Source organism: Spiroplasma corruscae (assembly GCF_002237575.1).
GTDB lineage: Bacteria > Bacillota_I > Bacilli_A > Mycoplasmatales > Mycoplasmataceae > Spiroplasma_A > Spiroplasma_A corruscae.
On the sequence record NZ_CP022535.1, the window covers coordinates 893,373 to 913,859 of the forward strand.

General features: G+C 26.1%; 17 protein-coding genes and 1 other RNA gene. 1 reads left to right on the forward strand and 17 read right to left on the reverse strand.

What is annotated here, in order from left to right:
* Nucleotides 1-44 precede the first annotated feature (44 nt).
* The 3 genes from rnhB to SCORR_RS03935 are packed head-to-tail and all read right to left on the reverse strand — an operon-like array spanning nucleotide 45 to nucleotide 3,785.
* A complete protein-coding gene (gene rnhB / locus SCORR_RS03920; protein WP_245831781.1) occupies nucleotides 45-2,354 on the reverse strand; it encodes a ribonuclease HII in 2,310 nt (769 codons plus the stop codon).
* Nucleotides 2,348-3,307 (reverse strand): ribosome biogenesis GTPase YlqF, encoded by a 960-nt coding sequence (ylqF, locus tag SCORR_RS03930; RefSeq protein WP_094049355.1) that lies wholly within the window; start codon nucleotides 3,305-3,307, stop codon nucleotides 2,348-2,350. Before ylqF ends, rnhB begins: the two co-directional genes overlap by 7 nt.
* A 13-nt stretch (nucleotides 3,308-3,320) precedes the next feature.
* Nucleotides 3,321-3,785 carry a 23S rRNA (pseudouridine(1915)-N(3))-methyltransferase RlmH gene (locus SCORR_RS03935; protein ID WP_094049357.1) on the reverse strand — a complete coding sequence of 155 codons (465 nt, stop codon included), beginning with the start codon at nucleotides 3,783-3,785 and terminating at the stop codon, nucleotides 3,321-3,323.
* Nucleotides 3,786-3,870: 85 nt separating this feature from the next.
* On the opposite strand from SCORR_RS03935, the gene SCORR_RS03940 reads away from it, so the two are divergent.
* A complete protein-coding gene (locus tag SCORR_RS03940; RefSeq protein WP_094049359.1) occupies nucleotides 3,871-4,776 on the forward strand; it encodes a hypothetical protein in 906 nt (301 codons plus the stop codon).
* 23 nt (nucleotides 4,777-4,799) lie between these two features.
* Here the strand turns inward: SCORR_RS03940 and SCORR_RS03945 are convergent, their stop codons facing one another.
* From SCORR_RS03945 to SCORR_RS04010, 14 genes are all read right to left on the reverse strand, one after another.
* Nucleotides 4,800-5,522: an SDR family oxidoreductase gene (locus SCORR_RS03945; protein WP_094049900.1), complete on the reverse strand. Its 723-nt coding sequence runs from the start codon at nucleotides 5,520-5,522 to the stop codon at nucleotides 4,800-4,802.
* 67 nt (nucleotides 5,523-5,589) lie between these two features.
* Nucleotides 5,590-6,942: a signal recognition particle protein gene (ffh, locus tag SCORR_RS03950; protein ID WP_094049361.1), complete on the reverse strand. Its 1,353-nt coding sequence runs from the start codon at nucleotides 6,940-6,942 to the stop codon at nucleotides 5,590-5,592.
* A 41-nt stretch (nucleotides 6,943-6,983) separates the two neighbouring features.
* Nucleotides 6,984-8,525, reverse strand: a complete 1,542-nt coding sequence (locus SCORR_RS03955) for an Rnase Y domain-containing protein (RefSeq protein ID WP_094049363.1) — start codon at nucleotides 8,523-8,525, stop codon at nucleotides 6,984-6,986.
* Nucleotides 8,526-8,680: 155 nt separating this feature from the next.
* Nucleotides 8,681-9,721: a recombinase RecA gene (gene recA, locus SCORR_RS03960; RefSeq protein ID WP_094049365.1), complete on the reverse strand. Its 1,041-nt coding sequence runs from the start codon at nucleotides 9,719-9,721 to the stop codon at nucleotides 8,681-8,683.
* A 46-nt stretch (nucleotides 9,722-9,767) separates the two neighbouring features.
* Nucleotides 9,768-10,229, reverse strand: coding sequence for a CinA family protein (locus tag SCORR_RS03965; RefSeq protein WP_094049367.1), 462 nt, complete (start codon nucleotides 10,227-10,229; stop codon nucleotides 9,768-9,770).
* Nucleotides 10,230-10,262: 33 nt separating this feature from the next.
* Nucleotides 10,263-10,604, reverse strand: an RNA gene (gene rnpB / locus SCORR_RS03970) — RNase P RNA component class B.
* A gap of 62 nt (nucleotides 10,605-10,666) precedes the next feature.
* Nucleotides 10,667-11,221 carry a hypothetical protein gene (locus SCORR_RS03975; RefSeq protein ID WP_094049369.1) on the reverse strand — a complete coding sequence of 185 codons (555 nt, stop codon included), beginning with the start codon at nucleotides 11,219-11,221 and terminating at the stop codon, nucleotides 10,667-10,669.
* Between the two features lie 26 nt (nucleotides 11,222-11,247).
* Nucleotides 11,248-11,583: a DivIVA domain-containing protein gene (locus SCORR_RS03980; protein ID WP_094049371.1), complete on the reverse strand. Its 336-nt coding sequence runs from the start codon at nucleotides 11,581-11,583 to the stop codon at nucleotides 11,248-11,250.
* Nucleotides 11,584-11,709: 126 nt separating this feature from the next.
* Entirely contained in the window at nucleotides 11,710-14,118 is a 2,409-nt protein-coding gene (locus SCORR_RS03985; RefSeq protein ID WP_094049373.1) for a Vmc-like lipoprotein signal peptide domain-containing protein, read from the reverse strand.
* A 42-nt stretch (nucleotides 14,119-14,160) separates the two neighbouring features.
* Nucleotides 14,161-14,859, reverse strand: coding sequence for a hypothetical protein (locus SCORR_RS03990; RefSeq protein ID WP_094049375.1), 699 nt, complete (start codon nucleotides 14,857-14,859; stop codon nucleotides 14,161-14,163).
* A gap of 213 nt (nucleotides 14,860-15,072) precedes the next feature.
* Nucleotides 15,073-16,224: a ComEC/Rec2 family competence protein gene (locus SCORR_RS03995; protein WP_094049377.1), complete on the reverse strand. Its 1,152-nt coding sequence runs from the start codon at nucleotides 16,222-16,224 to the stop codon at nucleotides 15,073-15,075.
* Nucleotide 16,225: 1 nt separating this feature from the next.
* Entirely contained in the window at nucleotides 16,226-17,605 is a 1,380-nt protein-coding gene (locus SCORR_RS04000) for a carbohydrate ABC transporter permease (protein ID WP_094049379.1), read from the reverse strand.
* 8 nt (nucleotides 17,606-17,613) lie between these two features.
* The gene (locus SCORR_RS04005; RefSeq protein ID WP_094049381.1) at nucleotides 17,614-18,615 is read right to left on the reverse strand and encodes a carbohydrate ABC transporter permease; all 1,002 of its coding nucleotides are present in this window, start codon (nucleotides 18,613-18,615) and stop codon (nucleotides 17,614-17,616) included.
* Between the two features lies 1 nt (nucleotide 18,616).
* The gene (locus SCORR_RS04010) at nucleotides 18,617-20,482 is read right to left on the reverse strand and encodes an ATP-binding cassette domain-containing protein (protein WP_094049383.1); all 1,866 of its coding nucleotides are present in this window, start codon (nucleotides 20,480-20,482) and stop codon (nucleotides 18,617-18,619) included.
* Between the last annotated feature and the right edge of the window lie 5 nt (nucleotides 20,483-20,487).

Sequence of the window (20,487 nt, forward strand, 5' to 3'; positions counted from 1 at the left end):
TTATGAAAAAAGTAATAAAAAATAAAAAATCGATTAATATCGATTTATTTTATATCTAAAAAATCTTTTATATTTTTAATTAATGCATCACATTTTGACTTTGCTCTATCATAATTAACATCTACACAAACAAAATATATCTTAATTTTAGGTTCAGTACCACTTGGTCGTATTGCTAACCAACTTTTCTCATTAAAATAAAACTTTAATAAGTTTTGGCCCGGCATATTATACAAGCCGCTTAAATAATCTTCAACATATGAAACTTCCAAATCACCAAACTTTTCGATATTTTCAAGTCTTAGTTTTTTCATTATTGGTTCTACTTTTGATTTAATTTCATTTATACTAAAATTTAAGTTAATAGTATGAGTGTAGTAGTATCCATACTTATCATATAAGTCATTTAAAACATCTATTAAGGATTTATTAAATTTTGTTTTATAATATCAAGCAGCTTCTGTTAACATTGTTGCAGCTTGTATGCCATCTTTATCTCTAGTTGAAGAATCAATGACATAACCATAACTCTCTTCATATGCAAATACAAAGTTTAAACCTCTTTCTGGTTCTTTTAAAATTTCAGAACCCATTCACTTGAAACCTGTTAATGTTTTTATAATATTAGAAACACCATATGTTTCATTTGCGATTCTATCTCCTAAATCACTTGTAACAAAACTTGAGTAAAGAGCAGGGTTATTAGGCATTGTATTGTTCAATTTCATTTGACTTAATTTCCATTCAATTAATAGCGGTCCTGTTTGATTACCATCAATTCTAATTCAATCTCCATTATTATTTACAGCAACACCAATTCTATCAGCATCAGGGTCTTGCATAATGATCAAGCTGGCGTCTTTATGTTTTTTTGCATATTTAAATGGTATTTCTCATGCTTTATCAAACTCTGGGTTTGGATTCCCAACATTTTTAAATGTGCTATCTTCAAATGAGTGTTCTTCAACTTCAATTACTTGATATCCATAACTTCTAAGCAACTTAGGACTAAACTCTGTCCCTGTTCCATTAACAGCAGAATAAATAATTTTGAAATTATTTCTATCTTGATTCTTATAAAATTGTAAATTATTAATCATCTCACAGTAATCATTAATAACATCATGTTTTACAACTTCTAAAAAATCATTATCTGCTTTATATTTTCAACTCAATATATCTTCAATATCATTAATATAATTAGATATTATTAAAGTATCAGAATCAATTAGTTGACAACCATTTTCATCATATATTTTATAACCATTGTACTCAGCAGGATTATGACTTGCTGTAATTACAATACCACCAATAGCATTTAGTTTTCTAGTAGCAAACGATACTACTGGAGTTGGTTTCATATCATTATTTTCAAATAAATAAGCTTTTATAGAAAAACTAGTCAATATTTCAGCGGCTAATTGAGAAAACTCTTTTGAGAACTTCCTATTGTCATGACCAATGACAACACCACGTGCAAGATCATTTGGATAATTTTTTATTAAATATCTTGCATAACCAATTGTAACTTCTTTTATTGTAAATTCATTAAAATGTCCTGGTCCAGCACCTATTATCCCTCTTACTCCTGCTGTACCAAATTCCAATTTATTGTTAAAAGCAACTTCTAATTCAGAATCACTATAGTTTTCTAATTCTTTTTTTAAGTTTTCATTTACATTCTTTGAATTAATTCATAACTGATATAAATTATTCTGTTTGTTAAAACTCATTTTCTTCTCCTTGACTTGAATTACAGGTCTATATGATAATCTATGAATATCTAATATCCCATATTCTCTTAAAGCATTCATATGTTCTTTTGTACAGTAACCTTTATTCTTAATAAAATTATATCTAGGATATAATAAATGATAATCATTCATTATTCTATCTCTATAAACTTTAGCAACAATGCTTGCGCAAGAAATAGACAAACTTATATTATCACCTTTTATAATTTTTAAAAATTTATAATTATCAATTTCTAAATCTTCACCGTCAATTAAACATAAATCTGGCTTAGTAGATAAATTTAAAATAGTATCAATCATCCCATTTTTACTAGTATTCTTTGGATTTAATTTATCTACAACCTTTTCATTATACTCACAAATTGAATAACTTACACAATTTTCTAGAATTTCTTCATATAAACTTTCTCTTTGTTTTTCTGTTAATAATTTAGAATCTCTAATTAAAGCATTATTATATCCATCCTTTAATATAACAGAAGCAACAACAATTGGACCAGCCATTGCGCCCCTTCCGACTTCATCGCTACCAGATATATATTTTACTTTATAGTTTAATCTAATTTTATTATCATATTCAAATCTTGGATTTATTATCATTCAACTGTTAAATCACTTTCAGTAACTTTATCAATATCAATATCATCAAGTGTTAATGAATTAACTTCTACAACTTCTATTGGTTTTTCAAAAGAAACTGCACCCAACTTACAACCAATTACATCGTTTATAAAATTATCTATTGCACGGTCAACATCATAAATATCATCTATAATTAAAAAGTTATATTTCATTGCAATTTGCTCAAAGATTTTATAAGTATCTTCATAATTAATTGGTCTTAAAGCTGTATTTTTTATGTTGTATTTACTTTCTATTAGATATGGGTATGAATTATAAATATATCTCATTATTTTTGTAGCAAATCTCTCTTTAGGAATTAAATCTAATTTTATAGAATTAATAGCTGCACAATTACAAGCAACAGTTTCATTCTCAAACTTAGATGGTAATATTCCAGGAGTATCAATAACTGTAATATTATTGGTTAAATTAAATCTTTGTAATCCTCTTGTAAGACCTGGTTTATTACCAACTTTTGCTGTTTTTCCTTTAGCTAATTTTGTAATAACAGTAGATTTACCAACATTAGGTATCCCTACAACAAGAACATTTAATTGAGGGTTTTCAACCCCCTTATTTTTCTGTTTTATTTGAATGTCAATTGTTGCTTCGTTAATCTTTTTAATGATATCTTTTGAAATGTCCATAGTTTTATTTTTTATGAAATAAGTTCAAGTATTTGTATTTTTAAAATAATCACTTCATTGAGAAGTGACTGTTTTGTCTGCAATATCACACTTTGTAAATACCATTAATTTATTTTTTTTTGCTAATAATTTTTTTAATAATGGATTTTGAGATGAATAAGGAGCCCTTACATCAACTATTTCAATTACTAAATCAATAATTGGTAGAGTCGCTTCAATTTCCTTAATTGTTTTATTCATATGACCAGGAAATCAATTAAAACTTGCTTTCTGTTTTACCATTTTTTTTATACCTCTATTTATGATACTTTTGGTTTTTAATGATCTTGAAACTCCTATATATCTGTTCTAATAAAATTATTCTAACTAATTGATGTGGGAATGTAATCTTACCAAAACTTATTTGGTTTTTAAACTTACTTTTAAATGATTCACTATATCCATCACTAGGTCCAATAATAAAACATATATTACCACTATTAGTATCTATACAGTTGTTTATAATTTTTGAAAACTTTGTTGAGTCTATTTGAGTAGAGTTAATTTCTAATAAATAAGTATCATAATTCTTAAACTTATTTAATCGTTCATTAATATTATATTCATTTTTTGCCATATATTCTTTAGGATTTCCATAATTTATTTCTTTTATTTCGATTAATTCGATGTTTATAAACTTATTTATTTTATTAATGTAGAACTCGTTTAAATCCCTATATTCATTACTAACTTTGTTAAAACATACTATTTTGATTGACATTTTTTTCTCCTTTTAGACTTAAAGTATAAAAAATAACTCCATAATGTGGTAAAATAATTAAAATGATTTTGGGGGAAGCAAAACAATGGCAGCAGAAAAAAAACACTTTCAATCAATTCTTGACTATAGACCTCAATTTGAAAATATAATTGATGCATTAGTTCCAGATATTCAATTTTCTTATTCAGCTATAATGAATAATACCACAATACAAACATATTTTAATATGTTATCAATGGAATACTATGGTTATGAGTATTATCAGATTTTAAGATTAAATAAACTTGAATTTAAGCTTAATGATAGAACACTAAATCTTACTATATTAGAAATGGTTTACAATATTATTTTGCAAATTATAGATAGAAAATGAAGATATTCAGAATATATAGCATATGACATGTACATTCTACCACTAAGAATTAGAAAATATATTAGTGCAATGAATTATAGGTTTATTGAAACTGAAACTTCTCAACAGAAACCTATTTTTAAACTTGTTAGCCAAGAAACTAGGGTTATCATAGAAGAAATTGTAGATCAATTCCAGGATGATAGATTATCAAATATAATTGGTCAGTTTAGAGGTTGTGCACCTCATGAAATAGAACAAAAGTTAATATTATTTAAAAACTTATTAGCATTTATTTATGAGGGTAAAACAATAGTTAACCAAAGATTTGGATTAGAATTTTCAGAACAATTTTATGTTGATGTTTCTGCACTTGAAGTAATTAAATCAGACCAAATGACACCTAAGGATAAGAAATTTGTATCACGTAAAATAGATGAAATGTTTAATATTTCAATCTTAATAATTTTACTTATGTCAGATTCAATGAAATCAGGAATTTGGAAAAAAGTTATTGAAAAAGAAAAACGTAGAATTGAAATGGAAATTACAAGAAAAGCAATTGATGATGCTAACAGAAGACTTCAAGCAATTACTCAAAAAGAAGAAGAATTGAGAAAATTGGAATCAAAAAAATAAAATCATACTTAGTATGATTTTTTTTATATAGCTTGTTTTGTTGAACTTAATACAATTTCTTTCAAGCTAATTTCTTGTGGTAATTCATAAGCGTAAATAATAATGCTAGAAACTTGTTTTGGAGTAAGTCCGTTATTTATTTTTTCTTTAACCTTTAGATAATCATTTAGTACTTCTTTATTGCTAGTGTTGTCCAATAAATTTGTATCTACAATAGCCGGTGCTATTGTTAATAACCTTACATTAAATGGCGCTAACTCTCTTCTTGATTGCTCTGAAATAGCATGAACAGCAAACTTTGTTCCATTGTAAACAGCTCTATTTTCACCTGTTCATCTACCAGCTACCGAACTAATATTAATAATAGTACCTGTTTTTCTTTCTTTCATATCATTAATAACTATATTCATACCATTTAAAACACCTTTTATATTAATATCTATCATATCGTGTTGTGTTTTTAAGTCTAAATTATAAATTTTATCTAGCGGCATAATACCTGCGTTATTAATAAGTAAATCCACCTTTAAATTAAAATATTTTTCTGCTTCATCTACTTGTAGCTTAAAATTTTCATAGTCTGTAACATCTAATTGTTTACATATTGCATTTTCAAGATTTAGGTTTACTAATAAATCAACTCTTCTAGCTAATAAGAGTAATTTATACCCTCTTTCATTAAAATCAATTGCTAATTGTTTTCCAATACCACTAGATGCACCAGTTATTACTATTAACTTTTCCATACATTCACCTCAAATATATTTTATTCTTATTGTTACTAAATAAAAAAAATATTGTAATAACAATATTTTATCTAAATTTATTAAATCCACCACCGAAATTTGGAAGTTTACCAGCCTTTAATGATTTCGCCATTTCTAGTACTTGTTTCTTACCTTTATCAAATTGATTTAGCAAATCATTATATTCTTTTTCTGTTCTACCAGACCCTTTTATAATCCTTTGCTTTCTAGTCATCGCTTTTAAAACTCTTGGTTCTCTTCTCTCTTTTAAAGTCATAGAGCTCATTAAAATATTTGCTACCCTAAGTCTTTCTTGTGCTTGAGTAATTTGTTGTTCTGATACTTTACCATTCATACCAGGAACCATTTTCATGATTCCTCCTAAATTTCCCATTTTTGCAACTTGTTCAAGTTGATTTCTCAAATCTTCTAAATCAAACTGCCCAGCAAACATTCTTTTCATAGTTTTTTCCATTGTTCTTTGGTCAACAACGGAAGCCGCTTTTTCAAATAATGTATCAACATCACCCATTCCAAGAATTCTATCAGCCATTCTTTTAGGATGAAATTCAGCAAGAGCTCCAATACCTTCACCCTCACCAATAAATTTAATTGGTAATTTAGTAATATGACTAATTGAAAGAGTTGCACCCCCACGTGCATCTCCATCTAACTTAGTTACAATTACACCTGTTAGTTTAAGTAATTTATCAAATTCATTTGTAACATTAATAATATCTTGACCTGTCATCCCATCAACGGTAAGAATTATTTCAGATGGAGAGACTTCTTTTCTAATGTTGTTTAATTCTTTCATCAATTCTTTATCTATTTGAAGTCTACCAGCTGTATCTAAAATTATTACATCTACACCATTTTTTTCAGCATAATCTAATGCTTGTTTAGCTGTCTTAACAGGATCTTGTTTGCCTTTTTCAAAGATTTCTAAATCATTTTGTTGTCCTAATTCAACAAGTTGATCAATAGCACCTGGTCTATAAATATCAAGTGCCACTAATAGAGTTTTTTTGTTATGTTTTTTTGTTATTAAATGAGCAAGTTTACCAGCTGTTGTTGTCTTTCCAGCTCCTTGAAGACCAACCATCATTATTACTGAAGGTTTTTTGTTAATTTCAATTGGCTTATTAACTTTTCCTAATATTTCTACTAATTCATCATGAACAAGTTTAACCATTTGTTGGTCAGCTCTTACACCTTGTTCAATGTATTGTCCAAGTGCTTTTTGTTCAATATTTTTTATTAAAGTTTTTACTACATCAATATTAACATCGGCTTCTAAAAATGCAAGTCTAATTTCTCTTAGTACTTCTTTAATATTTTCTTCATTTAAAGTCGTTTTTTTTAAATTTTTTTCAATCGACTTTTTCATTCTATTTGCTAAAAAATCTCCAAAACCCATAATTTTCTCCTACTTCTAAAATTATAACATAGTAATATTTCTTAAATTTTTAGTGATTCACGTTTTTCTCTTATTATTGTTAAAGTAATTTCCCCCGGAGTTTTATTTATTTTATTAATTTTCTCTCTAAGCTGAATAATAAGTTTTTTCAAACTATAATCATCTATTATATTAGGGTTTACTATAACTCTAATTTGTCTACCAGATTGAAGTACATATACTTTAGATACCCCCTGCTCTTCAAGACAAACCTGCTCAAGTTCTTCCATTCTAATAAAATAATCTTTAGCATCATTGTTTCTTGCACCTGGTCTTGCTGCACTAATTCCATCAGCAATAGCAACTATTTCTGCATAAATTGTTTCTTTTTCACAGTCACCGTGATGTGAATGAACTGCATTTACAATAACATGATCAATATTATGTTTTTTTAATATTTCTACACCAACACTTACATGAGTTCCTTCTTCTTCAAAATCCACTGCTTTACCTATATCATGAAGTAACCCTGCAATTAATGCTGTTTCTTTATTTAATTCTAATTTTGAAGCTATTTCTTTTGAAATTCTTCCAACTTCAATAGAATGTTGTAAGGCATTTTGCCCATAACTTTGTCTATACTTTAATTTACCCAATAGATGTATTATCTCACTAGGAATTTTATTAACAATTTTTAAATCAACCGCAACCTTAAATCCAATCTCTTCAAACGTTTTTTCCAACTTTTCTGATTGAATAATAATTTGTTCTTCAATTGAAGCAGGTTGAATTCTCCCAGTTTTAACTAGTTGGCTCAAAACTTGAAAAGCAATTTCCCTTCTAATCGGATTAAATGAAGAAATAATAATTCTATTTGGAGTATCATCAACAATTATATCTACTCCACAATACATCTGAAAAGTTTTTATATTTCTTCCTTCTTTACCAATAATTTTACCTTTTCATGAGTCGTCATCTAAATCAAAAATAGTAGTGTTTTTATCAGTAGTTACTTCAATATTACATTTTTGCATAGCATCAATTAACATTCTTGAAGCAACCTCCTTGGACTTGAATTTTAACATATCTTCTTTTTCTTTTATCTTTTCTGAAAGTTCATTAAAATAATTGCTTTCAATGAAATTAAGAAGTTCTTGTTTAGCTTGTTCAGCTGTAAAATTACTCGCTTTTTCAAGAAGTGCTATTGCTTTTTTTTCCTTTAATAATAAGTCATTTTTTATATTATTAATATTTATTTTCTCTTCTAAGATATATTGCTTATTAATATTTATATCGTTAATCTTAATAATAACTTCTTCTCTTTGTAAATCTAATTCCTGCTCTTTAAGAAGGATTTCATTATTCCTTCTTTGAATGCTGTTTTTTGCCTCAAAGTTACTTTGAGCAATCTCTTTTTTTGCTTCCGCTATTATCTTAAATTTTAGTTCATTTGCTTCGTCTTTTGCTTTTTGCATAACATATTTACGGCGACGAGAATTTAATACTACTATTAGCGCTATTGATATAGCAATAACAACTAGGAATAATATTATAATTACCATAATATATGATTCGTCTCTAATAATTTCATTTGCTTCTAGCATTGTATTCTCCAATCCTATAAAGCGTGGATATTGCAATAATAATTACAACATATTGATTTTACATTAATTTACTTAGAAGATAAACTTTTTATTTAGTAAATAACAAAAACACCTGGAAAAGGTGTTTTTGTTATTTACTTAAATTATGTTTAATATTATAGTTTCATAGCATCATTAAGTTTTAAATATATTTCATTATATTTTTCAGGGTTTTTCTTAAATCATTCTCTAACAGCATCTTTACCTTGACCTATTTTCTCGTCATTATATGAGTATCAAACACCAGACTTATTAATTACATTATAAAGTGTTGCCATTTCAATTATTTCTAACTCTTGGTCAATACCTTTATTATAATTAATGACAATTTGACAAGTTTTGAATGGTGGTGCAACTTTATTTTTAACAATTTTTACTTTTATTTTATTTGCACTAGCTTCTCCATTAGTAGAAATTACTTCACCTTTTCTAACTTCAATCCGAACTGAAGAGTAGAATCTTAAAGCTCTTCCACCAGTTGTTATTTCAGGACTTCCAAATATAACCCCTACTTTTTCCCTCAACTGATTTATAAATATAACTATTGTATTAGTTTTTGATATAATTCCATTTAACTTCCTTAGAGCCTTAGACATTAACCTTGCTTGTAAACCAATTTGTTGATCAGACATTTCACCATCTAGTTCAGCCTTAGGAACAAGGGCAGCAACAGAATCAACAACAACAACATCAATAGTGTTTGACTTAACAAGCATTTCTAAGATATCTAATGCTTGTTCACCTGTATCAGGTTGAGCAACAATTAAATTGTTAATATCAACACCTATATTTTTAGCATACTTAGGATCAAGCGCATGTTCAGCATCAATAAATGCTGCACGACCACTACTTTTTTGTGCTTCTGCAATTACATGTAATGACAATGTAGTTTTCCCACTAGATTCTGGACCGAATATTTCAATTATTCTTCCTTTAGGCAATCCACCAATACCAATAGCTCTATCTAGTAAAAAACTTCCTGTAGATATTGAGTCATGTTCAAGACTAACATTATCACCAAGTTTCATAATTGAACCCTTACCAAAAGTTTTTTCAATTTCTTTTAAAACGTTTTTGAATGCTGGGTCATCATATGGATTTTTTGACATATTTAATACAACCTCTTTTTCGTTATTTTCTAATATTTCTTTTATCATATAACCTCCATTTATATATGTCGGTAAAAAAATAAAAATAATTAACTTATTTTAAATAAATTAAAAAATCATTAATTACTTTATTTATTGCTAATAGTTTATATTTTTTTCTTGACATATTATCTGTTATACAAAACTTAGTTATATAATTTTTATCTTTATATCTAAAACCAATATATGATAATCCCTTAAGACTCTCATCCACACTTGTGGGAGGGGCATAACCAGTGAAACCGAAAACGATATCGCTTTTTAATAAAACTTGCGTCTTAATTAACATTTGATTCAATGTCTGTTCTGAAACTGCACTATACTTTTTAATTATTTTTTCATCAATACCTAGAACTTCAATTTTAAAATTATCTGAATAACAACAAAACCCACCCTTAAAATATTTACTTGAGTTTTTATAATTTGTAATTAAACTTGAGAACATACCACCAGTAAATGACTCACATGATGACGTTGTTAAGTTGTTTTTTTTCAGTAATTTTATTAAACTTCTCATAAAAAATCCTTAAAAATAATAGTGAGAATAACTTATCATAACCCACGTTCTGTAACAAATTAATGCATCAACTATCTATCTATCACAAAGTGATTCAGAAATTAATTCATTTCTTAATTTCTAATTCCTCTACCAAAATTTGAGTTTCTTGCTTGTGGAGTTTACCCGTTCCATTTCACTATTTCTAGCTAGTCGTCCCTGTGGCACTTTATAAAACTAATCATAGGACGAATCCCTTAGACTTGTTTAAGTCATTACCTTAAAAGGTATCTAGAGTTATTTTTTCCTCTAGCACAATCACTACATCCATCTCAGGATGTGCAAGCGTGGAGTTTCCTCTATATTCTTTTTCAAATACAGCAGTTGATTCAAAATTATTCTCAATAATTATATTAACACCATATACAACAAAAGAAAATATTTTTCTACTTATTGTTCTATAAAGCTGGGTCGTATTTAAATTTTTTTTCTAATTTATTGGTTTTACGTTTACTTATACTATTTGATTTTTCAGTTTTTGCACTTAGCATTCCGAAGAAAGACCCTATTGTTATTAAAAAGCCGCTTAAACCACAAAATGTAAATAATAAACCTGTTATTAAATTTCACAAACCATCGATTGATGGTGATAAAGTAATAAAATAAGGTATTGCTGAAGCGAATAGAAGTAATCCACCAAAAACAATTCCTATAAAATATCCAATTCTTTGTTTAAAAGAAGTTCTAAAATTTATAAATACTAAATGCAATATTACTATAATTATGATTGATATAACAATTACAAATAAAACTCCTCCAAATATTTCAAAATATTTTAATGTTTCATCAGCTAACGAAGCTAATCATTCACCTATATATTGAATATTTCTCAGACTACTTACAACAATTCTCCTAATACTCACCATAAAAACAGATAGACACATCAAAGGAACTGATGATGAGATTAAAAAAAATGATCCTATTCAAGATAATGTTTTACCAAATTTTAACATTTTAACTTCTCCATTTATATTAATATTTATTTATTATAATTTTCTTTTTCAAGATTAGATAATCTTTTTATAATAGAAGAGTTGTTAACTCCAGATCTAGTTAATTTTTCTAATTGTTCTTCTGTATTTCTCAGTAGAGAAACTTTTTCTTCTAATTCTTTAATAAGTTTCATGTTTTTTTGCTCTAATTCTTTAATCTTAGCAGAAAATCTTGGCTCCACTTCCTCAAAATATTTATAATCTTCTAAAACCATATCCAAAAATGAGTCAACTTCTTCTACTTTGTACCCTTTATATTCAACTTCAAAATCTTTTTCTAATATATCTGTTTTTGATAACTTTAAATAACCCTTATTTTTCATATATTTACCCTTTTTTTAATTATAACAATAATATAAGAAAAATTATTAATAATTTATCCTTACTTATTTTTTATAAAATAAAAAACGATTTGTAAAATCGTTTATTAAAAAGTTATTTCTTTAAAATTAATATATATTATAAAATTCTTTATTTTCATTATTGTATGATTTAATATCAACCACTACCCAGTGCGGATTGTTAACATCGTTACTTATATTTTGTCATACTAAGTTATATTTATGGTTAACAGTCTTATAATTTTCACCTTTACCATCATATTTTATTAAATCATCATCAGTTAGGTTGTATTGTTTCTTACCAAGAACTTCTCCTGAAATTTTTGTAGTATCTACTTTACTTTTTAAGTCATCATTACTTAAATAACCTTCTTGATATTTTAATATTGTCTGATAAGGATTAAAATTCTCTGGTACATCAACTTTTTTAGTTTGTTGATCTGCATTTGAGTCTGCATCACCAACTCCATTATATTCAAGTGTGAATTCCATTTTTGCATTTAATTCTGATGGATCTGTTGATGTGATTTTTACATTTGATGTTTTTCAATATTTTTCATCATAAATATATTGAAGTGCGTTTTCATGAACTTCTTTCATTGCACCATTAACAGCATCTTTTAAAACAGAAAATAAATTATCTAGTTCCTTAACACCGTCAATGCTTTGGTTTGTTATTAAATTGTAAGCATTATACATATAAGAATCTTCAGTATATTTTTTATTTGTTGAGTCATAACCAAGAGCCTTAATTAACTTCAATTTTTGAGTTCTTGATAAATCAGCAAGACCAATATCATTATATTGATTTTTTAAAGTAGATAATAATTCTTTTGTATCATTATTTGCTAATTTATTATATACGTTGCTTATTAAACTTAATAAATTAACTCCACCATCTCCATTTTTGCCAATAACATTTTTTCAAGCGTCTAATCCCATACCATTAATTGAAAAACCAAAGAAACTTACTCCATCAATAATAATTTTGTATGAATTATAAAAAGTATTATTTTTATCTAAGAAAACTTTATTAGTAAATTCTAGTTTTTCCTCATCGGTGCCTAATTTATTTTGAACAACTTGTAGTTGTTTTAAAAAACTTGATACATTTTGTAAATTATCTAATTGATCATCGTTTGTATCATCATCATTATTGTTATAAATACTTGTAATAGAAATTTTATTTGGGTCAGGACTAAGTAAATCAAATATGCTATTTAGGGGTTTTCTTACATTGATTAATTTATCAAAAATATTTTGATCAAAACCTTTGCTAATCAAATAGTCTTTCATATCGCTACTTTTTTGTATGCCATTAATTACATCCATGGCATTATAGATCAATCCATAAGCAACATATTGCATAATCAATTCGGTTTGATTTGCTTTTTTAGTTAAAATTGGTGTCATAAAGTTTATAAAATTTAATAATGACTCAGAACCAAAGTCAGATTCAGTTATACTACTTTTTAAACTTGAAATATTATTAATATACCCATTTATGTTTTGCTCACCAGCTGTATTGGATAATAATGATCCAATTTTATTAAATTTCATACCATTTACTTCTGAAGAATATTTATCTTCACTATCTTTTGAATTTCTTGATTTATAGTTTAAGTCCTCCGGAAGTTTACTTTCAACTTTATTATTTTTTATTTTATTTGCATTGTAAGCGCCTTTACCATTAGAAACTATTGAATTATAGTATAGATAACCCGATCCATTTGTTCCACCTTTAGAATCGTTTGAAGCACTTTTTGGACTTGAAGTACCGTTTGTGTCACCAGGGAATGCTCCATCATAACCTTTATCTAATAAGTAATTTGTTAATGCACCAGTATCTTGAATTCCTCAAGATAAGTTTCTTCTATTTTCATCTTTTGATAATGCTAAATTTTTATCAAATCCGGCTAATATCCCAAGTTCATTATCACTTGATTTATTAAAACCTGTTCCTCCAGTTGTGTTAAAAGAATCTTGAAAACTTCCTTTTCTAATAAAGTTAGTATAAAAATCGTCCTCATACATTCCCATAACATAACTTGCAAAAACACCTGAGTAATTATCATTATTAATTCTTTCTAACGATGGTGCTAACAATGATTTATATTTATTTAAAGAAGTAGAAAAATTTATATCTTCATTGTTATATTTGTATGTAACAGGCATTTTTAATGCTGTTGGTGTTGGTGATAAATACATTGATAGAATTTCATTAAGGTTATAATTCAAATTTTCGTGTTTACTTGCAAGTATTAATTTTGAAATCATTTCAGCTCCTGATTTCATTTGATTTTGTAAATCAGTTAAATTGGTGCTAGGTTTGTCTACATCATTTCCATTATTTCCATTGTCGCCATTATTTCCATTGTCCCCATTATTTCCATTGTCGCCATTATTTCCATTGTCTCCATTATTTACACCGTCATCATTCTTTCCACAACTTACCACAGTTGTAACTGGTGTACTAAAAAAAGTCAAAGACCCTAGAATCTTAATTAGTTTTTTCATTTTTTTCTCCTTTTCAATCTAAACTTTCATTAAAATTAAAAATTATGGAGAAACACTTCATTTATTATAAGTATTTAATTTAATGATACGAAACAATATATTGTTTTTAAATAGAAACACAAAAACTTTTAGAATACAGTTATATACTAATTCTACTTTTTTCTTGAATGTAATATTTTTGTAGAAAAAAAATCCAATTAAAAGTAAGAATAATTTTTTCAACACTAAATTAATTATATATTTGTTAATTAGATATATTTTTTGGACTAAAATTAAAATTACTTTATAAGAGTTAATGTAAATAGCAAGGAAATTAAAAACTAAAAATATTATTGATAATATAAAGTTGCTCATAATAAAGTTATTACTTATGGATTTAGAATTATATTTATCTTTATCAAGTAAATTTTTAATCTCTAATAATTTATGATCTGTTTTCATATTTATAATATTTTTTACTTTCAAACCTATAATTAATGCTATTGTCGAAATTATAATTATAATTATTAATAAATTTATTACTATTAAATTTATGTTTCTTTCCTTATAATTAAATTTTTTAATAATTACGCAAAAAGATAGTAATAAGATAGCAAAATCAAAGTAAGCAGTTAATTTACTTAATAAAAGATTATCTAATATAAAAATTAAAACATTAAAAATTATTAATAAAACAAAACAAGATATAATAATATCTTTACAATTTACTAACTTTTTTAAATTTAGATTATCTTTTTTCATACAATAATTATACACTCACAGTTTTATTTTGGAAGATTTGCGTAACTCAAAGAGTTGATAAACAATAATATAAATGTATTATTAATGGTCATTATTGAACATAAAAAGTTTTTTAAATATTTAAAAATAATACATAACTTATATTTAGATTTTCTAAAAAAACTAAACAAGATATATTAAGTTACATTAATAAATTAAAATAAATAACTTAACCTATTTTAATTTATGATTACTAACATATTCATTATAATTAGGCTTATCACTATTAATTTCTTTTAAAAAACCAGGATTAGCCACTGTATTATCAAAATAATATTTTGAAATTGTGCCATCTTTTGTAAATCTAAACTCATATGAAGCATTTTCATGTAAATAATCAGCTTCCTTTGCAAACTCAGCATTTACATTAATTTCACCATCCTGTTTATCACTATTTGTATTACTTAATACTTTACCAGTTAAATAAGTTTCATCACAAGATGCTGTATTTTCGTTAGATTTAGAAGTAGGAAATATGTGATCTCCTCCTCATTCTCTATAATCAATATTATCTCCATTTGTTCCCGAAACATAGCAAAAGTTTGGGTTAATTTTATCAACAAAATTTTTTCCTAATGAGTTTTTACTACCATGATGAGCAACTTGATATATATTTACATTTGTAAATTGTAAAACCTTATTATTTACTAAACGATCACCTAAACCTTGTTCTGCATCACCTGGTAATAATATTGATTTATTGTTTACTTTAAAGTATATAATTGATGAAGCATTATTTTCATCTTTAAAAGAAAGTTTTTTCATATAATCAGCTTCAGAATAACTTCAGTTGTAAAAATCAATACTTAAAAAGCTATATTTATCTGAGAAATTTCATAAATTTGTATTATTACTTACATATATTATTTCATTATCATATGTAGATTTACTCTTATCTGTAACAAACCTACTTTTTAATTTTTCACCATTAAATGGTAAAACAATATTTGCTACATCGAAATTTTTAGTTACTGTATCTAAGTTGCCGTAATGGTCACTATGATTGTGACTTATAAATATAGCTTCTATACTTTCTACACCAGTTCATTTCATAAAGTTTGTTGCAAATTCATTACCTTTATGTTTTAAACCCTTTCACTCTGCATCTTTACTTAGACCAATTCCGGCGTCAAATAATATTGCCTTTGAACCTACCTTGAGATAAGAAAATAAACCATTACCAATTGATAAACTATAATAAGATATTTGATTATCTTCAACTTCATTATTACTATATGGTTGTGTATTTGAATTACAAGATGTTATGGTTGAGCAAGATAAGGAAACCAAAGAAATTGAACTAAATAATAAAATTATTTTTTTCATACTATCCTTTATCCCCTCTATCTCTTGAAATACCTTTTATAATCAACTTGTTGGCAAAAATAAAAACTATTATCATTGGCATTATTGATACAACAGCACCAGCCATTTTTAAATTCTGTGGATCTCTTGCAAAGTGTTCTAAAATATCGCCCTGTTCTCCACCTTGGATAGACATTAAATTTCATAACAACATTGGTAATGTTACTCATTCAGAGTTTGACCCCAATACCATTGTTGGTCATAATACTGCATTTCACGATGATATTAATGATATTATAAATGATGTTATTATTGTTGATCTTACCGATGGTAATGCAACTTTTCAAAAATACTTAAATGTTGAAAGTCCATCAACTTTAGCAGCTGATTTAACACTTTTTCCAACACTCGAAAATGCATTAGCCATTAAATATATTGTAAATACATTTGAAATGAACGGCACTACCAATGATCAGAATGTATTTTTTAATCCTAATTGAACAATATAAATGTATTGTCCAATCAACATGGCTTCACCAGGAACCATTACAGTAGCAAACATAACTATTAATATTATACCTTGCGGTTTAGTTTTTCAGTTAGCTAAACCAAACCCTGCTATTATTGATATAAGTAATTGTAATATTGTAGTAGTAAAACTTATTAAAATTGAATTTATAAAAAACCTTTGCATTGTTACTTTAAACATTGAACTACTTCCACCAACATATTCAAATAACTTTCTATAAGCTTCCCAAGTATAAGAGCTTGGGAAGAAACTTGTTGGTGCTAGTGGGTCAAACTCATCCAATCCTCTAACTGAAGTTAGTATCATTCAATAAAATGGAAAAATTATAATTATAGCCATCACAAATAAGAATGTACCTTGGATAATTTTTCTTAATACTTTTTTTCAGAAAGTTTCACCAGCCATTGTATTCGTAAATATAATTTGTTTTTGTAATAACTTATTATATTTATAATTAATAAATTTATTTTTTCTTTTATAAAAAATATTTAAAAACTTAAAGAAAATAATAATAAAGAATATATTAAATGGATTAAATGTTATTTTTCTAGCTAAATGATTTGCTTCACTATTTATTTTATCTATTTCTAAAGTTTTATTATACTTTTGTTCCTCCTTTGATAACTTAATATTTTTATCAATAGTAAAGTTTTTATTTATACACCTAATTTTTATTCTTCTATAAGCATTAACTTCTTTAAAACTAGAGAAACTATTATTTTTATCAATACTTATTACTTCATTTCAATAATCATTTCTTTCTTGTTCTAACTTTATTTTTTCAACATTTTTTTCTTTTTTCATTTCTTCAATTTTATTCTTATAAGCTAAAGAAATAATCTTAAATTTACTTTGTATAATGGGTTTTTTCATTTTATCTCCTACTTATATTTTTTTGTTAGAAGTTTAGAAACTTGTCTATTAGCAATAGTAATTATTAATATTATTGCCATCAATACAAGTGATGCTGCTCCACCTTTACCATATGATTGTTGTGTACTTGATGGATTAACTTTACTAAAAATATAAAATACAACAGTTTGAGCATTTGCAGCAACAGAAGCTTCATAAGAACCAAATAAACCTAATGGAAAAACTTTAAAAGAACCAATTATTCCAGTTGTTATCATATAGACTATCATTGGAACTGCCCTTGGTATTGAAACTCTTCAAAACTGCTTTCACCTAGGCATCCCGTCAACACTTGCAGCTTGATAATAACGAGGATCAATTCTTAGAAAAGTTGCAGTAAACATAATTATTTGAAATGGCATAGTTCTTCATATTCCAAATATCATTACAAGAAAAATACCATTTTTTTTAGAAGTTCAGTCAACCGATTCTAGACCAAAACTATTTAATATGGTATTAGCTAGTCCATATTTTTCAGGTAAAAATATATATGCAAAAGACATTGATATTGCCATTGTGGAAGTAACATAAGGTAAAAAGAATAAAGATTGTAAGAAAGAAAACATTTTCTTATTCAATACATTTGATAATACTTTTGCTGTTGTAAGTGTAATTATTAATGTTGTTGGTATAACAACTATTGAATATAAAAGTGAATTTCTTAGCGATATTATAAAATTTGGGTCATCAAATATATTTTTAAAATTTGATAAAGTTGCTTGAAAATCTAATAACGGCCTTCTAGCACCATTAAACCCATTTCTAAAAACTATAAAAATTGCATAGTAAGAAAATACTGCTAAAAAAACTAACGCTGGTGTTATCCAAATTAATTGATATAGAAAATCGGTCTTCTTTGACTCCATATTCTTTGTCGTTTTATTTTTTCTTTTAAAAATACTTCTTTTATTATTTTCAGTAATGGTAACTGGGTTTTTTGTTTCAAATAATTCCTGTACATTTAATGCCATACTAAATTACCTCTAATAATTTTCTATCATCATCTTTTGAAAATATATATAAATGATTTCTTAGAAAACTAATCTTTAACTTTTGGTTATACTCCAACTTAGTAAGTAATCTTGAATCGAACACTACACTAATTACATCATCACCAAATTTAAGTTTTACGTAATTTGTTTTACCTAATAATTCGTATGAGATTATTTCAGTTTCATACTCTTCATCATTTAAAAAATCATTAGTAGATGTGTCTTGTGAAATTCTGATATGCTCTGGTCTTATACCAATAATCACATCCCTATTTCTCATTCTTGAAATACTATTCATTTTTTTACCATTAATTAAAATTTCACCTCTATCATTAATTCTATTTTCCATAAAATTCATCGACGGAGTTCCTATAAAATTAGCTACAAAAAGATTTGAAGGTTTTTCATAAATGTTTACTGGAATATCTCCTTGTTGTAAATTACCTTTAGACATTACATAAATCTTATCCGAAATACTTAATGCTTCTTCTTGGTCGTGAGTTACAAAGACTGTAGTTATACCAGTTTCCATTTGAAACTTTTTAATTCATTCTCTGGTTGATACTCTCAACTTTGCATCAAGGTTACTTAATGGTTCATCCAATAAAAGAATCTTAGGTTTTTTTACTATACTTCTAGCAATTGCGACACGTTGTTGTTGACCACCAGAGAGTTCAGCAGGTTTTTTAAATAACTGACTCTGGATTTCAACTCTTTCAGATACTTCTTCAACAGCTTTTCTTACTTCTTTTTTAAATGTTGTAAGCTGAGTTTCTTGTTGTAATTGAAGTATTTCTTCTGTAGAAAATGCTAACTCTTCTTTTGTATTCACAATAATATCAATAATATTATCAATTGCACCTTTAGCTATGTTAAGTTTAATTTTGCTGTTAATTTCATTAACAAGTTCAACTTTAAACTCTTCACACTTTAAATCAAATTCTTTTTGCTTTAATAAATACTCTTCATCACTAAGTATGAAATGAAATGTTTCACCTTTTTGTTTTGCATTCGTTTTAGCTAAACTAATTTCGCTCTCTATAGACTTCATGTGTGATTTTAGTGCTTTTTTAAACAATACAATATTTGAATTAATAAAGGCTTTAATATCGAAATTTATACCTTTTATTATCATTTTAATAATTTCATTAACTTGCTTATAATATTCATTATTTTTATCAAGTTTTAATAATTCTTCGTTGAAATCATTAAAAATATTGACGAAAATATTTTTATATTCTTGCCAATATATAAGTTTAACTTTGTCTAATAAATAAGAAAATTGTTTATTTTTGAACACTTCAAAATTATCATTATACAAATTATCTATAAAACCATTAATGTATACAGAAGACTTAGTGATTAATCAATCTTCAATACTTGACAAAGCATTTCTTATTTCTTTAATGTCTATTTTAATTTTTGATGTTACAGTATTAATTTTTACAAAAATATTTTTATTATGTTTTGCAACTTTAAGTATTTTTGATTTTAAATTAATATCATTATTGATCTTTTTAACATTATTTTTAAAAGACTTACTTTGGTATAAAGGAAAAGCAATGTTTTGAAATACAGTTAAATGTGGATATAAAGCATAATTTTGGAAAACTAATCCAATATTTCTACTTTGAGTAGATTTATGAGTTACATCAATACCATCAAATAATATTTGACCAGAAGTTATTTGGATTAATCCTGCTATAGCATTTAAAGTAGTTGATTTTCCACATCCTGAAGGACCCAATAAAGAAACAAGTTCTCCAGTTTTAATATCCATACTAAGGTTGTTTACAGCAACAAAATTACCATAGTCAATTGTTACATTTCTAAGTTTTATACTCATTAAGT